The organism is Mycobacterium florentinum (genome assembly GCF_010730355.1).
Lineage (GTDB): Bacteria > Actinomycetota > Actinomycetes > Mycobacteriales > Mycobacteriaceae > Mycobacterium > Mycobacterium florentinum.
Genome location: NZ_AP022576.1, coordinates 1,407,313 through 1,428,212, shown reverse-complemented (window position 1 = coordinate 1,428,212; position 20,900 = coordinate 1,407,313). Strand labels below are relative to the sequence as shown.

Genomic DNA, 20,900 nt, shown 5'->3' with positions numbered 1-20,900 from the left:
CCGCTTCCAGTCCCGGTCCGACCTGTCTCGCGGGAGCGCTCCCCAATGCTGTACAGTTCTGAACTACCCAACTATGGAACTCAAGTTCCGTCGGCGGGTCCGGTCCGGCACGTCAACCTCGACGCGGGTGCCGACAACTCATGTGTGATGTTGCGGCTCTCGGCGGTGGCCGTCAGAGGAGGGGATGCGGGTGTATCGATGGTTCAAGAGGGCGTGGATACCGCTACTCCTTGTCGTCGTCGTCGCGCTCGGCGGATATGTGGTACTTCGCGTTCGCGCCAGCTTCGGTGCCAACACGGCTGTCGCGCACGGCGACGTGAATGCCGAGACGAAGCCCTTCAATCCAAAGCACATCACCTACGAGATCACGGCCCCCTCGGGCGGTGGCAGCGTCAGCGTCAACTACCTCGATGAAAACGGGCAACCCCACCTCGTCGAAAACGCCCCGCTGCCGTGGTCGTACACCATCGTGACGACCCTGCCGTCGATGTCGGCCAACATCGTCGCCCAGGGCGACACCGGCATGCGCCACATCCGGTGCCGGGTCATCGTCGACGGCCAAGTCCGCGACGACCGCAGTCTCGACGAATACCAACCGTTCATCTACTGCTTGGTGAAATCCGTATGAGTAACGAGCCTGGCTCTCGCTCCCGCATCGCCCGCCTGATCCGCGTCATGGCGGTGCCGATCATCCTGTTCTGGATTCTCGTCGCGCTCGGCACCACGCTGTTCACGCCGGCGCTGGGCGAGGTCGCGGGCAAGCACTCGGTGCCCATGACTCCGCGGGACGCGACCGCCTTCAAAGACATGATGAACATCGGCCACAAGTTCCAGGAGTTCGACACCGACTCCTCGGCGATGGTCGTGTTGGAAGGCGACGACAAGCTCGGGGACAGCGCGCACGTCTTCTACAACAAGATCGTCGAGAAGCTCAGGGCCAGCAAGCACGTTCAGTTCCTCCAGGATTTCTGGAGTGACCCGCTGACCGCCGCCGGCTCCCAGAGCCCGGACGGCAAGGCCGCCTACGTGCAGGTCTTCCTCGACGGCGCGCAGGGCACCACGCCCGCCCACGCGTCGGTCGCCGCGGTCCGCAAGATCGTCAAAAGCGTGCCGCCTCCGCCGGGCGTCAAGGCCTACGTGGCCGGTAACACCGCGCTCAATACCGACACGCTGATCGCCGCGCACAACAGCATGGACCTGATGACGCTGGTCACGATCGGCGTCATCTTCGTGATGCTGCTGATCATCTACCGGTCGCTGAAGAATGCGATCCTGGCGTTGATATTGGTCCGCTTCGAGCTGTATGCCGCGGAAGGCATCGTGGCGACCGCCGGCAATCTGGACATCATCGGTCTGACCCCGTACGCCGTCAGCATGGTCACGATGCTGACCATCGCCACGGGAACCGACTATTTCATCTTCCTGTTGGGCCGCTATCACGAAGCCCGATCCCGTGGCGAAGACAAAGAGCAGGCGTACTACAGCGCCTACAACGGCGTGGTGCACGTCATCCTGGGGTCGGGCCTGACGATCGTCGGCGCCTGCCTGTGCCTGACCGCGACCAAACTTCCGTACTTCCAGACGATGGGCATCCCGTGCGCCATCGCCTTGGTGGTGACGATGCTGGCGGGCCTGACGCTGGCTCCCGCGTTACTCGCGGTCGCATCCAAGTTCGGTTTCTTCGATCCGAAACGTCAAGTGTCGGAACGGGGTTGGCGCAAAGTCGGCACCATGGTGACGAGGTGGCCGGTACCGATCATTGTCGTGACGTTCTTTATCGCGGTGATCGGTTTCGTCAGTCTGACGACCTATGTCCCGACCTACAACGACAAGAAGTTCACCCCGCCGGACATCGCGGCCAACGTCGCGCAGACAGCGGCCGAGCGGCACTTCACCCCGGCGCGCATGAATCCGGAATTGCTGATGGTCGAGGCCGACCACGATCTGCGCGATCCGGCGGACATGCTGATCATCGACAGGATCGCCAAGAGCGTCTTCCATGAACGCGGCATCGGTCGGGTGCAAACCATCACCCGGCCGCTGGGCGCGCCGATCGAGCACAGTTCGATCCCGTTCGTGATCGCCATGAACAGTTCGAGCACCCTGCAGACGGCGAAATTCATGAACGACAGCATGGCGTCGATGCTCGAGCAGGCCGACGAGATGGGCCGAACGATCGCCGTCATGCAGCACATGTATGGCGTCATGAAGGACATGACCGCAACCACCCACGAGATGACCGGCGATATGCACGTCTTGCAAGGTGATATCGAGGGAGTGCGGCAGCACATCGCGGATTTCGAAGACACCTGGCGCCCGATTCGCTCCTATTTCTATTGGGAGAAGCACTGTTTCGACATCCCGGTGTGCTGGTCGTTGCGGTCGATCTTTGACACGCTCGACGACATCGACCTCATGGCCGACGACATCGGGAAAACCACCAAAGACATCGACAAGCTCGATATTTTGATGCCGCAACTGCTCGCCGACTTTCCCAAGACCATCGAGTCGATGCAGAGAATGCGCGACTACATGCTGTCCACCCACAGCTCCATGGCGGGCATTCAGCAGCACATGCAAGAGAACGCCGAAGGCTCCACGATGATGGGCAACTACTTCGACGAAGCCAAGAACGACGACAGCTTCTATCTGCCGCCGGAAGTCTTCAAAAACCCCGACTTCAAGCGCGGCCTGAAAATGTTCGTCTCGCCCGACGGTAAGGCGGTCCGGTTCATCATCACCCACCAGGGCGATCCCGCCTCGGTGGAGGGAATCCAGCACGTCCAGGGCGTCAAGCAGGCGGTCGCCGATGCGATCAAGGGAACTCCGCTGGAGTCGGCGAAGGTGTCGCTGGCCGGCACCGCCTCGATGTACAGCGACATGCAGGACGGCGTGAAGATCGACCTGACGATCGCCGGCATCGCGACGCTGATCCTGATCTTCTCGATCATGCTGCTGATCACCCGCAGCCTGGTGGCATCCCTGGTGATCGTCGGTACCGTGCTGGCGTCGCTGGGCACCGCATGCGGTCTGTCGGTGCTGCTCTGGCAGGACATCCTCGGGGTGGGCCTGCAATGGATCGTGCTCCCGCTGACGGTGATCATCCTGCTGGCCGTGGGATCCGACTACAACCTGCTGCTCGTTTCCCGGCTGAAGGAAGAAATCCCGGCCGGCCTCAACACCGGCATCATCCGGGGCATGGGCGCGTCGGGCCGGGTGGTCACCGCGGCCGGCCTGATCTTCGCGGCGACCATGGCGTCGATGATCGTCAGTGACCTGGTGGTGATCGGGCAGTTCGGCACCGCGATCGGGATGGGCTTGCTCGTCGACACGTTCATCGTGCGGGCCTTCATGACACCGGCGATCGCGGCCGCGCTGGGTCGCTGGTTCTGGTGGCCGCTGAACACCTTCAAGATGAGGAAGGCTGCCCCAGAACCAGAGAGCGACACCACTCCCGTCCGGCAACTGACAACGGTGTAGCGCTCGTGGTTGGAAAAGGTGACACCCAGGCTGGTATCGGGCATATCAGTGAGATGGAATTGAAGCTTCGCCAACGCACGGTTGGCAAGCTGGACCGATCCCGTGATCCCGCGATCCTCAACGCCGCTCTCGCCGCACTGACCGAGAACGGCTACGACGCCACCAACATGGACGACATCGCCGCGCGCGCCGGCGTCGGCAAGGCCGCGATCTACCGGCGCTGGTCGTCGAAGGCGGCGTTGATGACCGACGTCCTCGTCTACTGGCGACCCGATCTGCGTACCGACGACGCCCCCGACACCGGGAGTTTGGCCGGCGACATCGACACCCTCATCGACCGGGCTGTCAGCCACGACGAAGGGTTGATCACCAACGACCTGTTGCTGCGCGTCGCGCTGGAAGCCACTCGCGATCCCCAACTCGCCACGGCCATCGACGATTTGATGCTGCTGCGGGGCGGACGTCAGATCTCGATCGTTCTGGCCCGCGCCGTGGCGCGCGGTGAAATCCCCGCCGACCGCGACTGGTCGCTGGTCGCCAACGTCCTCACGGCGATGAGCCTGCTACGAGTGCTCAACGGACAAACCGTGGACGCGAAGTTCCTGCGACAGGTCACCGACACCCTCGTTCTGCCCGCAATCTCCAACCAGAGCGGTTCGAGCTGAGTTTCAGGCGACCCGGCGCCGGCCGATAACACCCTCGGTCCACGCGCGGTCCTCGGTGTAGAGCGCCTCGCCCTCCTGCTGCACGCGCTTGGCCTTGCCGGCCTCGTGGCCCTGGCCGCCGGGGGCGGCGCCCATCGGCATGCCCATCCCGCCGCCGTTGTTCAAGGCCGCGTACGCGGCGGGGACCGGGATCCCACCCGCCACGCCGGCGCCGCCGGGCGCCGCACCGCCGACCCGGGAAATCGAATCGGAGAGCACCGGGCGCTGCAACGGCATCTTCGGCATCGGCGGAATGCCGCCACCCCCAACGGATGCGGGCTTGAGCCCCGGGCTCGCCTTGGCGGACGCCGCTTTGGAGTTCATCACGGCGTCGGTCAGCTTGGAGTCGGTCGCCGTGTCCGGCATGCCGGCGGACGGCAACGCGGGCATACCGCCCGGCAGGGAAGGCAGTCCGTCGGTCGGGAGGGGCAGGGCATCGACGCCGGGACCGGGCTCAGGGCCGGACGCGGTCTGCGCGTCGATTTTGTAGGCGACGGGAGGCCTCGGCGGATTCACCGGCGCCAGCGCTGCCCGCTGCTCGTATTCGGCCAGCACCGCCTCCGACTTCGCCTGGTACTGCGCGTAGAGCCGTAGTAGCGCCTGTTTGCCGAACGTTTCCCAGCCCGGCACGCTCTGGTTCAAAATCCATCGCTCGTCGAGCTGCCGCAGCTGCGCCAGCGTGGGGTGCTCGCTGACAGCCCAGCGGTGTGCGGCAACGAGGTTTCGGGCCTGGGTGGACAGCTGACCGCACAGTCTGGCCATCTGGTCCAGCCACGCGCGATCCTGATCGAAGTGCTGCTCGACGGCGGCGCTCGCCTCGCTGTCCCAGTCCGTGAAGGGCCGGAACCGAAAGCTGGCGTGCGACAACGTTCGCAGGTAGGCCGCCCACTCGTCCGCGAAGTTCAGCAGCGATGCGCCCTGGTCACCCTGCATCAGGGCCTTCGCCGCCTCTTTGGTCGGGTAGTAGGGGATGGGGTCCGAGGCCATCAGTGAAACCGTGCTGGTCAGCATCGGCGGCTCGACATCGCAATCCGGCTGGGGAGGCGCTGCCGCGGCGACGGGCGTGTCGTTGTCGAGGGCGTCCGCGGCCAGCTCGTCGGTCTCCGCGTAGGCCTTGGCGGCGTTTCGCAGTGATTGCGCCAGGCGTCCGTGCTCGCGTTCGCCGGCGGCCAGGTAGATCCGCATGTTGTCGGCGGACAGGCCGAGTTGTTCGGCCGCCCGGGCGGCCAGCTCGAGAGCGCACGGCGCGTGGCCGTTGTCGGTCGGTACGCCCGCAATCCGGGCGTCGAGCTCGTCGGCCCGGGCGACCAGCTCGGCGTACTCCACGTTCAGCGTCTTTGTCATCGCGATTCGTCTCCTGGCTGCTATCTGCGGTCGGTGTGGTTATCGCTTGATAACTTGAAACTAGGTTATCAGCCGATAACCAGATGTCAAGCGTTGTTAGCCGGCAAATTGGGCGGCTCCGACGGCCGTGACCTGGCGCGGGTTAGGAGTTCAAGGCGGCGAGCGGCTAGATTCCGATGCTCGGCCGCGTGGTCCGGACGTCTAAACCGTCTGCGGCAGAAGAGATTTCGGGCAAGCGGGCGGGTTCGACCAAGAGCGCGATCATCGCGAACTCGAGGATCTCGTCCGGGTTGACCTGCAGCGAGGGTGTCAGCGCGTCGAATAGCGCCTGCAAGAGCCTCGACGCCGAAGTCGGGTTCATGGCCCGCACGTCACCTTCGGCCTGCGCCGCTTCGATCAGATCCGCCAGCGCCTGCTCGATCTTCGCGGCCAGTTCCTGCTCCGCGATGAAGCGGTCCTGCCACAGGTCCGGGGTGGCGATGACAGAGACGACCACCTCGGGCGAGGCGTGCAGATGGTCGAGGGACTCCCGCAGCATGCGGTGCAGCTTGACGACCGCCGGCGCGGGCAGCGCCGCGAGCTCATCGGCCAGCTCGCCCGGCCACTCCAGGGCAAGGCGGACCAGCGCCGCGAAAATGTCGCTCTTGGCCGAGAAGTGCTTGTAGAGGGCCGGCTGCTCGACCCCGACGGCGGCCGCGATGTCGCGGGTGGAGGTGGCGGCATAGCCCTGCTTGGCGATCAGCTCGGCGGCGGCGCGCAGGATCCGAGCCTTGGTCGACTGCTTGGCATCCGCGGGCATGGGGCTGAGGTTAGTCATCGACGGCATCGCCGCCTATGCGTGGGCCGCCCCCTCTGGCACACCGGCGCGATCCGGTCCAGACTGAAGCGGCGACATCACCAGCTCATGCCGGAGAGGACAGAATGACCTCGTTAGAGCTAACCAGCACCGGGACAGCGGATTTCACCGAGGGCGATGTCTACTTCATCGGCAACGCCACCACCTTGATCCGCTTCGGCGGGCTGACGATCCTGACCGATCCGGCCTTCCTGCACAAGGGCGAGCACGTGTTTCTGGGCCACGGCATCTGGGCCCGGCGCGAGGTCGAGCCGGCCTGCCAGATCGCCGACCTGCCCCCGATCGATCTGATCGTGTTGTCGCACTACCACGGCGACCATTTCGACGACGTCGCCGCGCAAGAACTCGACAAGAACCTGCCGATCGTCTCGACGGCCGACGCGGTGGACAAACTCGGCGCCCTCGGCTTCCGACAGGGCCACCCGCTGGACACCTGGGAATCCCTGCAGGTACACAAGGGCGACGCGACGCTGACGATCACCGCGATGCCGGGCAAGCACTCCACCGAAGAGGAGGTCAACGAGCTGCTAATGCCGGTCAACGGGCACCTGCTGGACTTCAGCCGCAACGGCGAGCAGCTCTACCGGCTCTACATCACCGGCGACACGATGGTCGTCGACGACCTCGCAGACATTCCACGCCGCTACCCCGGCATCGACCTCGGCCTGATCCACACCGGCGGCACCACCTTCCTGGTCACCGTCGTCACGATGACGGGGGAGCAGGGCGTGCGGACCGTCGAGATCACCCAACCGCGCACGGCGATCCCGATCCACTACAACGACTTCTCGGTGTTCCTCTCGGGCCTCGATGACTTCAAGAAGGCCGCCGAGGCCTCCTCGGCCAACACCAAATTCGTCTACCTGGCCCACGGCGAGACCTACACGTTCACGCCCTGCGCGTGAGGGCAACAATGAGTATCGGACGAAACTAAGGACGGGGACGAGCAATGGTTAACAACGAAGGTATCGGCACGCTGAAACTCGAATGCCCGCAAACGCATCCCGTGGGCCGGATTCTCAAAGAGGCCCCGCAACACCAAGTCGTCTACGACCCCGGCGCCCAGGTGGGGCCGCGCCGGTTCTGGCCGGACGAAGACGACCAGCCGCGGTTCATCACGACCTGCCCCCAGTGCGGCAAGTCGGTCGGCGAATCCACGACCACGCTGCAGGACAAGCATCGCAACCTGCTCTTCAGCATGTCCGAGGTCACCGAGGTCGCGACGCTGCCGTATGTGTAGACGCGGGCGCCGGCGGGTCTCGCGCATACTGTAAGAGTTTCAGTAGCGCGCCGAAGCGAGAGGAATCCCGTGACGCAGATCCCGCAGACAACGCCCCTGCCCCCGGACGGGGATTGGCTGGGCACCCCGTATCTGTCGTTCGAGCGCCGGGGACCGATCGCGATCTGCACGATCGATCGCCCCGAGGCGCGCAACGCCATGACGCCCGCGATGTACTTCGGAATCCGTTATGCCGTAGGCCTTGTCAACGGAGACCCCGGCCTGGCGGGTCTGCTGATCACCGGCACCGGGGACGTCTTCGCACCCGGCGGCGACATGACCGGCGGGGGAGGCGTCGACGACTGGATCACCTTCGGCGCCGCGCTGGGCATGGACGTCACGCCGTTCGACGCGGTGCGGACCTCGGCCAAGCCGATCGTGTCCGCCGTCAACGGGCTGTGCCAGGGCGGCGGCATGCAGATCGCGCTGTGCAGCGATTTGTCCGTGGTGAGCGAGCGCGCGTCGTTCCGGGTACCCGAGCTGTTCCGCGGCTACGCCGACACCTACTACAGCCAGATGCTGCTGCGCCTGATCGGGCCGGTGCGCACTCGCGACCTGATGTTCACCGGCCGGGTGCTGACCGCGCAGGAAGCCCTCGATTGGGGCCTGGTGACCAGGGTGGTGCCGCACGAGAGCCTGTTCGAGGTGGCCGGCGACCTGCTCGCGCAGAGCTGCCGGACCGCGCCGCGCGCCCGCAACGTCATCAAATCCAGCATCGACAACTATCTGGGCCTGTATGACCGCATCGGCATGACCGGCAGCCTGATGGACGCCGAGGCACGTGAAGGCGTCCGCGCGTTCAAGGAGCGGCGCTCGCCGGACTGGGTGCACCCGGAGCTGCGGACCGAAGGGCGTCTCTAAGGCCGCGCCTAGTCCTTCAAGTCGATCCACTCGCCGTGCGGGGCGGTGCGCAGCAGTCGTTTGACGCCCGCCTGGTCGAATGCCGCGGCCAGTTCCGCCGGGCCCTCGCTGAAGTGGGCCCAGCCGTCGACGTGGGCCGGTATCACCACCTTGGCCCCCAGGATTTCGGCGGCCGCGGCGGCGCGGGCCGAGGTCAGCGTCAGCGGGCGTCCGCGCTCCTTGGTCGGCACGATCGCGGCCCCCGCGAACAGCACCACGACGTCGATTTCACCGATCCGGTCCGCCACCTCGCCGACGGCACTCATCGAGGCGTTGTCCCCGCTGAGATAGATGGTGGGCAGGCCGGGTCCGTACAGCACGAAACCCGTCACCTCGCAGTTGACGTTGCCCTCCATGTCGCGCATCCCGTCGGCCGGACCGTGCACGGCCGGAACCGCTTGTGCCGCAACGCGTCCGGGCCCACCCGGCAGGTAGTAGGACTGCCATGGTTTCAGTCCCACTGCCGGCGGCCCGAATCGCCCCGCGGCGCCGGGATTGGTGACGATCAGCGGCGCGGCTTCGGCGAAGCGGCGGCCGGCGGTGTCCAGATTGTCGGGATGCTGGTCGTGGCTGATCAGCACCACGTCGACCTGCCCCAGGTCCTCGGCGCTGACCGCGGGACCGGTCAGTTTGTTCAGGTAGTCATGGGGCCCGGGCGGGTCGAAGGTCGGGTCCATCACGATCCTGCGGCCCCCGATGTCGATGACCGTCGTGGGGCCACCCAGCACCGCGATCGCGCCGTCCCGTCGCTTCGCGTCGACTACCTCGCTCATGTCGCCCCTGATTGCATTCGCGGAGAATCGATATCGGGTCGAGTGCAGGCTATAACATCGCCGGTCTGCGGATCGCGGTGACTTCGACTTCCACCCGGATATCCGGCCAGACCAGCGCCGGGATCACCGCGAGCATGAAGACCGGCTCATGTTTGATCACCGACGAGCGCACCGCCGCATAGGCCGGAATGTCGGCCGCGTCGGTCAGCCACTGCCGCACGCTGACGATGTCGGACAATCTCGCCCCGGCCCGGCTCAGTGCCTCCTCGACGTTGCGCCACGCCTGGGTGGCTTCTTCGGTGAAGTCGTTCGGCAGCGTTCCGTCGGGACGCAGCCCGGGCGTGCCGGAGGTGTAGATGACCTCGGAGCCCGCGGGGATGCGTACCGCGTCGGCGTACTTGCCGATATGTGCGGCGATGCCGGTGCTGATCGGTTCGAACGGCCTGCTCATTACACCCTTTCGTCGTGGATCGTGCAGCCGGCATCAGACGCTGCGGCCGCGATCCTTCCAATATGGTTCGCGGAGCTGGTTTTTCAATATCTTTCCACTCGCATTGCGGGGCAGCGCGTCGACGAAATCGACTGTCCGCGGGCATTTGTAGCCGGCCAGGTGCCGGCGGCAGAACTCGATGACCTCGGCGGGTTCCAGCTCGGTGCCGGCAACGACGATCGCCTTGACCGATTCGCCCCAGCGGTCGTCGGGCACACCGATGATTGCGGCATCGACGAGTCCGGGGTGTTGGAGGAGCACGCTTTCCACCTCGGGCCCGTACACGTTCTCACCGCCGGTGATGATCATGTCCTTCAGCCGGTCCTCGATGAACAGGTAGCCGTCGTCGTCGAGGCGCCCGATGTCGCCGGTGCGCAGCCAGTCGTCGTCGGTGATGGTGTCGGCGGTCGCCTCGGGCCGGTTCAGATAGCCGATCATCCGTTGATCGCTGCGCACCCAGACCTCGCCGGACTCGCCGTTGGGCAGCTGCTCACCCGACTCGGGGTCCACAATGCGAATCTCGTTGCCCTGTGCTGCCTTTCCGGCCGACATGAGCAGCTCGGGACGGCTGGAATTGCGATGGTCGTCGGCGTCGAGCGCCGCGATCGCGCCACACAGCTCCGTCTGCCCGTACACCTGCACGAAGTTCATCTCGGGCCAGGCCGCAAGCGCGCGCTGCAGCAACGGCAGGGGCATGGGCGCCGCTCCGTAGACCAGGTAGCGCAAACCCGAGATCGCACCGATCGCCGCTTCCCCGGCGTCCAGGAACCGCGCGATCACCGGCGGCACGAAAAAGGCATGCGTCGCACCGGCTTTCACGGCGCCGATCAGCGTCGCCGCCTCGGGCTCACGGGTCAGGAACGTCGGTACGCCCGCGCGGATACCGAAGAACGCGTACGCGATCCCACCGACGTGAAACAGCGGCATGGCGACCAGGTTGGCGTCTGCGTCCGAAAACGGAAACGGCGGAGACAGATTCACGATGTGATTGACCAGCGCGCGCTGCGTCAGCTGAACGCCTTTCGGGCGCCCGGTGGTGCCCGAACTGTATATCGTGATAGCGGCGTCGGTATCCGCGACATCGGGGTCGACGTCGACAGGTGAGGCCGCGGCGACCAAGGATTCATATTCGTCGTCGGAACCGCCCACCACGATGATGCGGTCCACGCCAGGGGTTTTCGCGCGGATCGCTTCGACCGCGGGCGCCAGCTCGGCACCGACGACAAGCACGCGTGCGCCGCTATCGTTGAGTACGTGCACGAGCTCGTCGCCGATCACCCGCCAGTTGACGATGGTCGCCACCGCGCCGATCGACGTGGCCGCCAACAGGGTTTCCAGACAGGCTGGGTGGTTCTTGTCCAGGAATGCCACCACGTCGCCCCGCTGCAAACCGGCGGACCGCAGCATTCCGGCGGTCTGGCGAATCCGCGACACCCACTGTGCCCACGTCCACTGCTGCTCGCCGAAGTGGATCGCTACGTCGTCAGGCCGGTGCTGCGCGTGCCGCTCGACCACTCCGACCAGCGTCTCCGTCGTCCCGGTGGTGACGTCGGCTGGTGGCATTACTCCTCCGCTCATCGAAGCTCATGAATTCCCCGAGTTCAGTCAAGCCAAGGCTAGTCACCCTGTCCACAACGAGTTTCGGTGAGAGTGGGAGGCTCTATCCTGGGAGCAATCCGATCATGGCTAAAGACGCCTGATTCAGCGAATGATCAGCTGTGATGAATCACGGTGTGCTGGCACGCGACCTCCCGACGCACGAGCAGGTCGTCGCCCAAGCCCGCGCGGTGCAACCGATTCTGGCTAAGCACGCCGCAACGGGCGAATCGCTTCGCCGGCTACCGGACCCGGTCGACGCCGCCCTCACCAGGGCCGGGATGTTTCGGCTGCAGACTCCCAAGCGCTTCGGCGGCTACGCCGCCGGTGTTCGCACCGTGCTGGAGGTGGGCGAGGCACTCGGCGAGGCCGACGCCTCCGCGTCGTGGCTGGTTGTGCTCGGCGCGTCGGCCAGCTCGCTGGCCGCCCGGTTTGGGCCGCAGGCTCAGGAGGAGTTCTTCGGATCGAATCCCGACGCACGATTCGCCGGATCGACGAACCCCGGCACGGCGCGGCGGGTGCCGGAGGGGCTGAGCGTCTGCGGGCGTTGGCCCTACGCGTCGGGCGCCTATCAAGCCGACTGGGCATTGGTGGGCGGAGTTTTGCCCGGCGAGCCGGAGGAGGCGATGCTGTGCGCGATGCCGGCCGCCGAGCTGACGCTGGAAAACACTTGGCGCACTATCGGTATGCGGGGAACCGGCAGTGACACCTGGGTCGCCGACGATGTCTTCGTTCCCGACTATCGGGCCGTCTCCCTCGGCGCGATCGCCGACGGAACCCTCCCGCCGACCGCCGACGAGCCGATGTACCGGCTGCCGGCCGTCCCGGCGGTGATGGTGCCCTTGCTGGCCCCGCTGCTGGGAGTCGGGCGCGCTGCGCTACGTTTCGTGGCGGATAACGCGCAGACCAAACCGCTTGCCGGTACCACGATTTCGCGACAGCGCGAATCGGTCGGGCTACAGATACGGATCGCCGAAGCGGCGATGCGCCTGTCCACGGCACGGCTGCACGCGTACGACATGGCAGCCACGGTCGATGCCGCGGCCACCGATGGACGAACCTTCGGCTACGCCGCCCGCGCGGAGTTCCGCGCCCGGCTCGGCTATGCCGCCCATCAGGTCGTCGACGCGCTGTCGATCCTGGTCGACGCGCACGGTGCGGGAAGCTTCGCGGAATCCAGCCAACTGCAACAGTATTGGCGCGACGCGAACACCGCGGCGCGGCACGCGGGCCTGCAGGCGACCGTCGGCTACGAGGTCTACGGAAAGTCGATCCTGGGGGTACCGGAACGCATCAGCAGCACGGTGTAATCAGGCGGTTGCCAAGGTGATTCGTGACCGGTAGGGGTCGGTGAACGGCAGCCAAGCCTCGTCGAGGTCGGGTACTTCGGCGGCGGCTGCCAGCGCGTCGATCACCCCCCGCACGGTCTCGCGGTTCTCGATACGCCGCCACACCAGCGACCACGTCCAAAAGGGTGCGGGCGCGGCAATCGGGCGTTGTACGAGGTCTGCTGGCAGCGCGGCAGTTTGGGCCTTGGGGGAGCTGAGCACCGGCCGGCCCAGCCGACGGACATGCTCGAAAAACATTGGGGCAGCAAGCCCGCCATCGCTGATCCGCACCGTGCGGGCGCCGGTCTCCCTGGCGAATTGCTCCCCGTACCGGTTCCAGGAGAACCAGCTACCGGAGTCGGCGTCGAGCAACACGACCGCGTCGGACGCGTCGACCGCGGAGGTGTCCGAGCCGACGCTGACCGCGTAGAGCTGTTCTGCGCCAATGAGATGCGCATTGAGGCCGTGCCGGTCCAGATCGGAGGAGCGCACCCCGCAGATCGCCAAATCGACGCCGCCCTCGGCGACCCGGGTGACCTGCGCGTGCGACGGCAGCACCCAGGTGTCGATGTGCACCTTCGCCACCGCGGACGTCCGATCGGCCAGGTCCGGCGGAAGCCACTGCGCATAGCCGATCCGCACGGGTTCGGCCAGCGACAGCCCGATTGCCGACCGCCGCAACTGATCTGCCTGATCCAGCAGCGTGCGGGCCGACGGCAGCAACGCCGCACCCGTGGCCGTCAGGGTGACCGAGCGCCGGTCGCGATCGAATAATCGCACCCGCAGATCTCGTTCGAGGACCTTGATTTGCTGCGAAAGTGACGGTCCGGCAATGCATAACCGCTTGGCGGCACGACCGAAATTCAGCTCTTCGGCGACCGCTACGAAATAACGAAGATGACGCAACTCCACACAGAAAATGCTAGTGCGACACTGGGAGTTACGGCCTAGCAGAATCGTGTTGACAACGTATGTAACCATTGCTGGCAAACACTCTGATAAAGGAATCAACACATGGTCAATGTTGATCGCGCCCGTCACCGCACGTTCGTCGTGACGGGCGCGGCGTCCGGCATCGGCCTGGCTACCGCGCGGCGGCTGGTAGCCGAGGGCGGCACCGTCATCGGAGCCGACCTGGAATCCCCGCCCGACTTGGGTCCCGACTTCCACTTCGTGACGGCCGACGTGACCGACGAAGCCGCCATCGAGGCCGTGCTGGCCGCGGTGCCCGGCCGCCTCGACGGAGTTTTTCACGCCGCCGGTGTGGCCGGGGGTGGTCCGGTCCATCTGCTTGACCGTGCCGAGTGGGATCGCGTGATCGGGATCAACCTCACCGGCACGTTCCTGGTGGCCAAGGCTGCCCTGGCCAGGATGATCGAGCAGGACAGGGTCGACGGCGAACGCGGCTCGATTGTGACCGTCGCCAGCATCGAGGGACTGGAGGGCACCGCCGGCGGCAGCTCCTACAACGCGGCCAAGGGCGGGGTTGTGCTGCTCACCAAGAACATTGCGCTCGACTACGGCCCGAGCGGCATTCGGGCAAACGTCATTTGTCCCGGTTTCATCGATACGCCCATGGCCCAAAGCGTTTTCGGGCTGCCGGGGATGGAGGGTCCGCTGGCCTCGATCACCGAGGAGCATGCGCTGCAACGGCTCGGCCGGCCCGACGAGGTCGCGGCCATGGCGGCGTTCCTGTTGTCACTCGACGGGTCATTCGTCAGCGGTCAGGCCATCGCCGTGGACGGCGGTTACACCGCGGGTCGCGATCACGGTGTCGTCAAACTCTTCGGCTTTCCCGAGTAGCACTCTAAGATTCGCGAATGGTTACTGCTGACGATGCGATCGAGGCGATTCGCGCTACCGGGGGAGCCCAACCCGGCGCTCGGGCGCTGCACGCGAAAGGCACGCTGTACCGCGGTACGTTCACCGCTACCCGCGATGGGGGAGAACTCTCCCGGGCAAAGCATCTCGACGGTTCAACGGTCCCGGCGCTGATCCGCTTCTCCAACGGATCCGGCAACCCGGCACAGCCCGACGGCTCGCCGGGAGTGCGTGGGATGGCGGTGAAGTTCACTCTGCCCGACGGATCCACCACCGACGTGTCGACGCAGACCGCCCGGCTCTTCGTCGCCAGCAAGCCGGAGGGCTTCATCGATCTGCTCAAGGCGATGCGCCCCGGGCTGACGACGCCGCTGCGCATGGCCAAGTACTTCGTCACGCATCCCCGGCTGCTCGGGGCTTTGCCGGTGGTGCGCGACGCCAACAAGGTGCCGGCCAGCTACGCCACCATCGAATACCACGGCCTGCATGCATTCCGGTGGATCAGCGCCGACGGCAACGCGAGATCTGTTCGCTACCACCTGATCCCGGCCGCCGGCGAGAGCTACCTGTCGGCATCGGATGCCCGCGGTGCCGGTCCCGACTTCCTCACCGACGAACTGAATGCGCGTCTTGCACAAGGGCCGGTCAAGTTTGACTACCGCGTGCAGATCGCCGGTCCGCAGGACTCGACGGTCGACCCGTCGGCGCCCTGGCGAAGCGCCGAGACGATCGCGGTCGGCACCCTGGACATCACCGGTCTGGACACCGAGCGCGAACATGGCGGCGACATCGTCGTTTTCGACCCGATGCGGGTCACCGACGGCATCGAACCGTCCGACGACCCCGTGCTGCATTTCCGCAGCCTCGCGTATTCGGCCTCGGTCAAGCTACGCACCGGCGTGGACCGCGGCTCCGAAGCACCGCCGGCCTGACGAAAAGCCGCTCAGCTGCGCGATTGTCGGCACAAACCGACAGCGGACTATCGTCGTCGGCAGTGTCGCACTTGCATATGGTTTTGATCGCCCTGGCCGGGTTCGGCGCCGGTGCCATCAATGCACTCGTGGGATCCGGAACCCTGATCACGTTCCCGACGTTGGTCGCGCTGGGCTATCCGCCGGTCACGTCCACGATGTCCAACGCCGTCGGTTTGGTGGCCGGCAGCGTGTCGGGCACCTGGGGATACCGTTCCGAACTGAGTGGGCAGTGGGATCGGTTGCGCTGGCAGATCCCGGCCTCACTGGCCGGCGCCGCGCTGGGCGCGTTTCTGCTGCTGCACCTGCCCGAAACGGTGTTCGTCAAGATCGTGCCGGCACTGCTGGTGCTGGCCCTGCTGCTGGTCCTGGTCGGGCCGCGGATCCAGGCCTGGGCACGCCGGCGGGCCGAAGAGGCCGGGCGATCACCCGAACACGTCACGCCGGCCCGGATGGCGGTACTCGTCTTCGCAACGTTTGCCATCGGTGTGTACGGCGGCTATTTCACCGCCGCGCAGGGCATCCTGCTGGTCGGCGTCATGGGCGCGCTGCTGCCGGAGTCGGTGCAGCGCATGAACGCCGCCAAGAATTTGCTGGCGCTATTGGTGAATGTCGTTGCAGCGGTGGGCTATACGTTGGTGGCTTTCGGCCGGATCAGTTGGCCGGTTGCCGGGCTTATCGCGGTGGGTTCGCTGATCGGCGGGTGGGTCGGCGCGCGCTACGGGCGACGGTTATCGCCGAATGCGTTGCGCGCCACGATCGTCGTGGTCGGACTGATCGGCCTGTACCGCCTGGTCACGGTGTAAGACGGAATCAGCCCCAGCCAGCGGCCTCGGCGGCCTGCGCCGCAGCCGCCAACCGTGGCTACCGACCCAGCGCGGAGTCGACGGTCGGGTAGATGGGCAGCACGCCGCCGAGCCCGCACGCGTCGACAATGCGGGAAACGATTCGCTGTGGGCTGACCAACCGCAGTTCGACCCCGCGCCGGTGCAGGGCTTCGGCTTCGGCGGCCAGCACCTCGACCGCGCAGCAGGCCATGAAATCCAGTCCGGTGACGTCGACGATCAGGGGGCCGGAGGCCGTGGCGACGCCGGCCGCCTCGCTGACCAGGCTGCGCCAGGTTTGCTCGTTGCAGGCGTCGATCTCGCCGCCCGCATAGATGAGCACGGCGGTGCCGCTGCGATCGGTGGTCGCCCGCAGCGTGCTGTGCGGGTCGCCGAGCTCGTGGACCAACCGGGTGCTGAGCATCGGGCGCGGGCCCGTGGCGGGGGGAGAGCATTCGAAAATGGTCGTCATTGGGGACTCCTTATCCGGCACCGGCTGGCGCCGCGATGGATGTCCGTCCTGGGGTCTGAAGACAGACTTTCCGCGAACCGCGGATCTCCTTTGTATAACGAGACAGGGCGGTCTGTCTACTTGTGGCGTTTAAGAGTATCGTAAGTCGAAATATGGCAACCTCCGACGGCGTCCTTGTCACTCCATCCGCCCATGAACGCATTTTGAATGCGGCATATGAGCTGTTCAGCAGGCGTGGGATTCGTTCGGTCGGCACCGATGAGGTGATCGAGCGGGCCGGCGTGGCCAAGGCGACGTTGTACCGGCATTTCGCGACGAAGAACGACCTCGTGCTGGCCGTGCTGGAGCGCCGCGAAGAGATCTGGACGCACGGGTTGATCGAGGCGCGGTCCGAGCAACTCGGCGCCACGCCCGAGGAACAGCTGTTGGCGATGTTCGACGTCATGCACGAGTGGTTTCACCTCCGCGACGGCTATGAGGGCTGTTCGTTCATCAACGTGCTGCTCGAGCTGGGCGCCGATCATCCCGCCGGGCAGGCCAGCATCGCGCACATCGAGCACGTCCGCGACATCGTGCGCCGCCGGGCGCTGGCGGCCGGGCTCACCGACGTCGAGGACTTCGCTTCGTCGTGGCACATCCTGATGAAGGGGGCCATCATTCTTGCGGCCGTGGGCGACCTGGATGCCGCTCGGCGCGCCCAGAAGATGGCCATCTCGCTGATCGAGCAACATCGGCCGGCGGACGTCGTCGAGATCGGGGAGGCGGCGGGCTAGCTCGTCGCCAACGCGTCAAGCCGGGTCGGCGGCGGTGCTTCCGTGTTGCGCGGCGTGCTCTGCCTCGAGTTCGGCGATCGCACGGGATGTGCGTTCGCGCAGCAAGATTGCGGCGATCAAGCCGGCGATGATCGCGATCACAAGCGCGATCCAGGAGAACCGTTCCAGCCATCGTTCGGCGGCCATTCCCGCGAAATAGACCAGCGCGGTCGTGCCGCCCGCCCAGCAGATGGCGCCGGACACGTTGGCCGCCAGGAACCGCTGATAGTGCATCTTCAGCGCGCCGGCCAGCGGGCCGGCAAAGATTCGCAGCAGCGCGATGAAGCGCCCGAAGAACACCGCCCGGATTCCCCAGCGGTCGAACAAGCGCTCGGCCAGCATCACGTGCCCCGGGCCGAAGTGCTTCGGGAAGCGCCGGCCCAGTTTGTCGAAGAGGCCCATGCCGAAGCGCCGACCGATCGAGTAGCCGATCGAATCGCCGATCACCGCTCCGATCACGGCGGCCACGCCGACACCGATCGGGTTGACGTCAAGGTTGTGATGAGACGACATCAGCGCCGCGCTGACCAGAACAATCTCGCCGGGAAGCGGCACGCCCAGGCTTTCCACCCCGACAACACCCCCGACCACGAGGTAGACCGCCAGCGGCGGGATGGACTGCAGCAAAGCCTCGACGTTCATGGGTCCAGAATGCCTGACTGATGCCGAACCCGTACCGCAATGTCGTCGATGGGCGCGGCGCCGGGCGGGACGCTGATGGGCTCCAGCTCGGGGCGTTTGGGGAATCGCCCGTCGGCCGCGGACAGGCCGCGCATGCGGCGCCAGACCCAGGGGAAGAAATTGTCTTGCGTCCAGCGCAGCCGGCCGTATGCGCCGTCGGCAATCGACAGCTGCGTGGGATTGGGATGTGCCGCGGCCCAATCATGGCTGCTGTCAGGCAAATTCAGGGCCTCCGCGGCCGCGGCGGCGAACAGGATATGACCCTTGGGGGACGCGTGCACGCGATCGAAGCTCCAGGTGTCCCAATCGCGCATCGAGGCCGCGTTATACAGGTCGATGAGCTTGAACCCGTAGCGGCCGGCGGCGACGGTGATCGCGTTGTTCATCCGGGCAAGCCGTTTGGACACGATGCGGCCGAACGGCAGGAATTGCGCGACGTTCGGGAAGGTCGTCGTCACCACCGTCGCGCCCGATGTGGCCAGCGCCGCATAGACGTAGTCGAGCTCGGCCAGCGCCCGGGGGAACTGTCGTCCGGGCGCGATGACGTCATTCATCCCGACACACACCGTGATCAGATCGGGCTTCATAGCCAGCGCCGGAGGAATTTGCTCGATGAGCACGTCGCCCAGCTTCTTGCCGCGGACCGCGAGGTTGGCGTATAGCAACCCGGGGTAGAGGGTGTCGAGCATGATGGCGAGACGATCGGCGAATCCCAACAACCCGGTGGTTTCGTCACCGTCCCACAGGCCCTCGGTCTGACTGTCGCCGAGGGCGACGTACCTGGAGTATCCGGCACGCATAGCTCCGTACACGATGCCGAGACTAAACCCGATCCGAATTCCGATGCGCGACATCCGCCCCGAAACGCTGGCGTAGCGTGGCTGTCGCCGGACCGGTCGGCGTGAGGAGAGTCAGTGGAATTCAATCTCGCCCAAGTGTTCTCGGCTGTCGCGGCCGCCAATCCCGATCGCGACTGCATTGTATTTGGACACCGACGATTCACTTTCTCGCAAACTCACGAACGGGCCCGGCGGCTCGCGCGGGCGCTGCACTCGTGGGGACTGGGCGTGCGCCGGGAACGTCACGAGCTGGCGCCGCACGAATCCGGGCAAAGTCATCTCGGGCTGTATATGGCCAACTGCAACGAGTACCTCGAGGGCATGCTGGGCGCGTACTTGGCGCGGGTTGCCCCGTTCAACGTGAACTATCGCTACGTCGCCGACGAATTGGGCTATCTGCTGGGCAATGCCGGCGCGGAAGCGGTCATGTATCAGGCGCGGTTCGCCCCGACCCTGGCCGAGGCGCTGGAGAAATCAGAGCTGGCGCCGATGCGGCTGATCCACGTCGACGACGAGTCCGGCAACGATCCGTTGCCCGGGGCGGTGCGCTACGAGGAACTGCTGGCGTCGGTGTCCGACGAGCCGCTCGATCTGACGGTGTCGCCCGACGATCTCTACGTCCTCTACACCGGCGGCACCACCGGGATGCCCAAGGCGGTGCTGTGGCGCCAGCACGACATTTATATGAACGCGATGGGCGGACGGCCGCCGTTCGGCGGCGAGCCGGTGACCAGCATGGCGGACGTCATCGAGCGATCGCGGCTGCAAGGACCCGGCTCGATGACCTGCGCGCCGCTGATGCACGGTGCGGCGCAGTGGGCGGCCTTCATCAGCCTGTGTGGCGGCCGGCCTTTCGTGATGCCGCCGACGACCACCCACTTCGATCCGGCCGAGGCGTTGGCGCTGGCCAGCCGCGAACGGGTGATGTCGGTGTCCTTCGTCGGCGATGCCTTCGGGCGGCCCCTGCTCGACGCGCTCGAGTCCGGCGATTACGACCTGTCCGGACTGCTGCTGCTGGTCACCGGCGGAGCGGCGCTCAGCGCACCGCTCAAGCAGCGTTTCCTGGACCTGCTGCCACACCTGACCATCCTGGACGCGGGTGGCGCGTCGGAATCCGGAGCCCAGATGATCCAGGCCTCCAGTCGCGCGCACAGCGCGACCGGCCGTTTCGCCCCGAACCCGGGTGCCGTGGTGGTCAGCGAGGACCTGACCCGGATCCTCAGCCCGGGCGACGACGAGATCGGCTGGCTGGCCCAGCAGGGCCTGATCCCGCTGGGCTACCTCGGCGATCCGGAGAAGACCGCGCGGACGTTCCCGGTGATCGACGGGATCCGGCATTCGGTGCCCGGCGATCGGGCCCGCTGGTTCGCCGACGGCGAGATCGAGCTGCTGGGCCGCGATTCGGTCACGATCAATTCCGGGGGCGAGAAGATCTTCGCCGAAGAGGTCGAGGCCGCGATCGCCGAGCACCCGGCGGTGTACGACGTGGTGGTGACGAGCCGGCCCAGCACCCGGTGGGGAAACGAAGTTGTCGCGATCGTCGCGCTGGCCGACGGGGAACCGGCTTCGCAAGACGACATGGCCGACAGCATCATCGCCGAGGCCGACCGCCATGTCGCTCGCTACAAGCTGCCGAAGGCGGTAATCTTCCGTGACCGTCTGCAGCGGTCACCGTCCGGCAAGGCCGACTACCGATGGGCGAAAGCTCAAGCCGCACAGGAAGATTGATC

At 66.1% G+C, this 20,900-nt stretch carries 21 protein-coding genes; 12 read left to right on the top strand and 9 right to left on the bottom strand.

What is annotated here, in order from left to right; all coding sequences use genetic code 11:
* The first annotated feature begins 184 nt into the window (after window positions 1–184).
* The 3 genes from G6N55_RS06650 to G6N55_RS06640 are packed head-to-tail and all read left to right on the top strand — an operon-like array spanning window position 185 to window position 4,145.
* Window positions 185–628 (top strand): MmpS family transport accessory protein, encoded by a 444-nt coding sequence (locus G6N55_RS06650; RefSeq protein ID WP_085226817.1) that lies wholly within the window; start codon window positions 185–187, stop codon window positions 626–628.
* On the top strand, window positions 625–3,480 hold the full coding sequence (locus tag G6N55_RS06645) for an MMPL/RND family transporter (RefSeq protein ID WP_085226819.1): 2,856 nt from the start codon (window positions 625–627) through the stop codon (window positions 3,478–3,480). The genes G6N55_RS06650 and G6N55_RS06645 overlap by 4 nt, the downstream gene beginning before the upstream one ends.
* A gap of 53 nt (window positions 3,481–3,533) precedes the next feature.
* Entirely contained in the window at window positions 3,534–4,145 is a 612-nt protein-coding gene (locus G6N55_RS06640) for a TetR/AcrR family transcriptional regulator (protein WP_085226821.1), read from the top strand.
* A gap of 3 nt (window positions 4,146–4,148) precedes the next feature.
* Here the strand turns inward: G6N55_RS06640 and espB are convergent, their stop codons facing one another.
* Both espB and G6N55_RS06630 read right to left on the bottom strand, forming a co-directional pair.
* Entirely contained in the window at window positions 4,149–5,528 is a 1,380-nt protein-coding gene (gene espB / locus G6N55_RS06635) for an EspB family ESX-1 secretion system-associated protein (RefSeq protein ID WP_085226823.1), read from the bottom strand.
* A gap of 166 nt (window positions 5,529–5,694) precedes the next feature.
* Window positions 5,695–6,327 carry a TetR/AcrR family transcriptional regulator gene (locus tag G6N55_RS06630; RefSeq protein WP_085226825.1) on the bottom strand — a complete coding sequence of 211 codons (633 nt, stop codon included), beginning with the start codon at window positions 6,325–6,327 and terminating at the stop codon, window positions 5,695–5,697.
* Window positions 6,328–6,449: 122 nt separating this feature from the next.
* On the opposite strand from G6N55_RS06630, the gene G6N55_RS06625 reads away from it, so the two are divergent.
* From G6N55_RS06625 to G6N55_RS06615, 3 genes are all read left to right on the top strand, one after another.
* The gene (locus tag G6N55_RS06625) at window positions 6,450–7,289 is read left to right on the top strand and encodes an MBL fold metallo-hydrolase (protein WP_085226827.1); all 840 of its coding nucleotides are present in this window, start codon (window positions 6,450–6,452) and stop codon (window positions 7,287–7,289) included.
* 44 nt (window positions 7,290–7,333) lie between these two features.
* Entirely contained in the window at window positions 7,334–7,624 is a 291-nt protein-coding gene (locus tag G6N55_RS06620) for a hypothetical protein (protein WP_085226828.1), read from the top strand.
* Between the two features lie 69 nt (window positions 7,625–7,693).
* Entirely contained in the window at window positions 7,694–8,524 is an 831-nt protein-coding gene (locus G6N55_RS06615; RefSeq protein ID WP_085226830.1) for an enoyl-CoA hydratase/isomerase family protein, read from the top strand.
* 8 nt (window positions 8,525–8,532) lie between these two features.
* On the opposite strand, the gene G6N55_RS06610 is transcribed toward G6N55_RS06615, so the two are convergent.
* The 3 genes from G6N55_RS06610 to G6N55_RS06600 are packed head-to-tail and all read right to left on the bottom strand — an operon-like array spanning window position 8,533 to window position 11,389.
* Window positions 8,533–9,336: an MBL fold metallo-hydrolase gene (locus tag G6N55_RS06610; RefSeq protein WP_085226832.1), complete on the bottom strand. Its 804-nt coding sequence runs from the start codon at window positions 9,334–9,336 to the stop codon at window positions 8,533–8,535.
* A gap of 49 nt (window positions 9,337–9,385) precedes the next feature.
* Window positions 9,386–9,787, bottom strand: coding sequence for a RidA family protein (locus G6N55_RS06605; protein ID WP_085226834.1), 402 nt, complete (start codon window positions 9,785–9,787; stop codon window positions 9,386–9,388).
* Between the two features lie 33 nt (window positions 9,788–9,820).
* Entirely contained in the window at window positions 9,821–11,389 is a 1,569-nt protein-coding gene (locus tag G6N55_RS06600) for a long-chain-fatty-acid--CoA ligase (protein WP_085226835.1), read from the bottom strand.
* 158 nt (window positions 11,390–11,547) lie between these two features.
* On the opposite strand from G6N55_RS06600, the gene G6N55_RS06595 reads away from it, so the two are divergent.
* Window positions 11,548–12,732 (top strand): acyl-CoA dehydrogenase family protein, encoded by a 1,185-nt coding sequence (locus tag G6N55_RS06595; RefSeq protein ID WP_085226837.1) that lies wholly within the window; start codon window positions 11,548–11,550, stop codon window positions 12,730–12,732.
* Here G6N55_RS06595 and G6N55_RS06590 read toward each other — a convergent pair whose 3' ends face one another.
* Entirely contained in the window at window positions 12,733–13,662 is a 930-nt protein-coding gene (locus G6N55_RS06590) for a LysR family transcriptional regulator (RefSeq protein WP_179968126.1), read from the bottom strand.
* A 102-nt stretch (window positions 13,663–13,764) separates the two neighbouring features.
* On the opposite strand from G6N55_RS06590, the gene G6N55_RS06585 reads away from it, so the two are divergent.
* The 3 genes from G6N55_RS06585 (at window position 13,765) to G6N55_RS06575 (ending at window position 16,348) form a co-directional block, all read left to right on the top strand.
* A complete protein-coding gene (locus tag G6N55_RS06585) occupies window positions 13,765–14,553 on the top strand; it encodes an SDR family NAD(P)-dependent oxidoreductase (RefSeq protein ID WP_085226840.1) in 789 nt (262 codons plus the stop codon).
* A gap of 17 nt (window positions 14,554–14,570) precedes the next feature.
* On the top strand, window positions 14,571–15,503 hold the full coding sequence (locus G6N55_RS06580; RefSeq protein WP_085226842.1) for a catalase family peroxidase: 933 nt from the start codon (window positions 14,571–14,573) through the stop codon (window positions 15,501–15,503).
* 77 nt (window positions 15,504–15,580) lie between these two features.
* A complete protein-coding gene (locus tag G6N55_RS06575) occupies window positions 15,581–16,348 on the top strand; it encodes a sulfite exporter TauE/SafE family protein (RefSeq protein WP_163667703.1) in 768 nt (255 codons plus the stop codon).
* 58 nt (window positions 16,349–16,406) lie between these two features.
* On the opposite strand, the gene G6N55_RS06570 is transcribed toward G6N55_RS06575, so the two are convergent.
* Window positions 16,407–16,790 (bottom strand): anti-sigma factor antagonist, encoded by a 384-nt coding sequence (locus G6N55_RS06570; RefSeq protein WP_085226846.1) that lies wholly within the window; start codon window positions 16,788–16,790, stop codon window positions 16,407–16,409.
* A 200-nt stretch (window positions 16,791–16,990) separates the two neighbouring features.
* Here G6N55_RS06570 and G6N55_RS06565 point away from each other — a divergent pair, with 200 nt between their 5' ends.
* Window positions 16,991–17,611: a TetR/AcrR family transcriptional regulator gene (locus G6N55_RS06565; RefSeq protein WP_085226848.1), complete on the top strand. Its 621-nt coding sequence runs from the start codon at window positions 16,991–16,993 to the stop codon at window positions 17,609–17,611.
* A 15-nt stretch (window positions 17,612–17,626) separates the two neighbouring features.
* On the opposite strand, the gene G6N55_RS06560 is transcribed toward G6N55_RS06565, so the two are convergent.
* Both G6N55_RS06560 and G6N55_RS06555 read right to left on the bottom strand, forming a co-directional pair.
* Complete coding sequence (locus G6N55_RS06560; protein WP_085226850.1) at window positions 17,627–18,292, bottom strand: DedA family protein; 666 nt, start codon at window positions 18,290–18,292, stop codon at window positions 17,627–17,629.
* Window positions 18,289–19,131: an SGNH/GDSL hydrolase family protein gene (locus G6N55_RS06555; protein ID WP_139827103.1), complete on the bottom strand. Its 843-nt coding sequence runs from the start codon at window positions 19,129–19,131 to the stop codon at window positions 18,289–18,291. The genes G6N55_RS06560 and G6N55_RS06555 overlap by 4 nt, the downstream gene beginning before the upstream one ends.
* Window positions 19,132–19,245: 114 nt before the next feature.
* Between G6N55_RS06555 and G6N55_RS06550 the strand changes: the two genes are divergently transcribed.
* Window positions 19,246–20,898 carry an acyl-CoA synthetase gene (locus G6N55_RS06550; protein WP_085226852.1) on the top strand — a complete coding sequence of 551 codons (1,653 nt, stop codon included), beginning with the start codon at window positions 19,246–19,248 and terminating at the stop codon, window positions 20,896–20,898.
* Window positions 20,899–20,900: the final 2 nt, after the last annotated feature.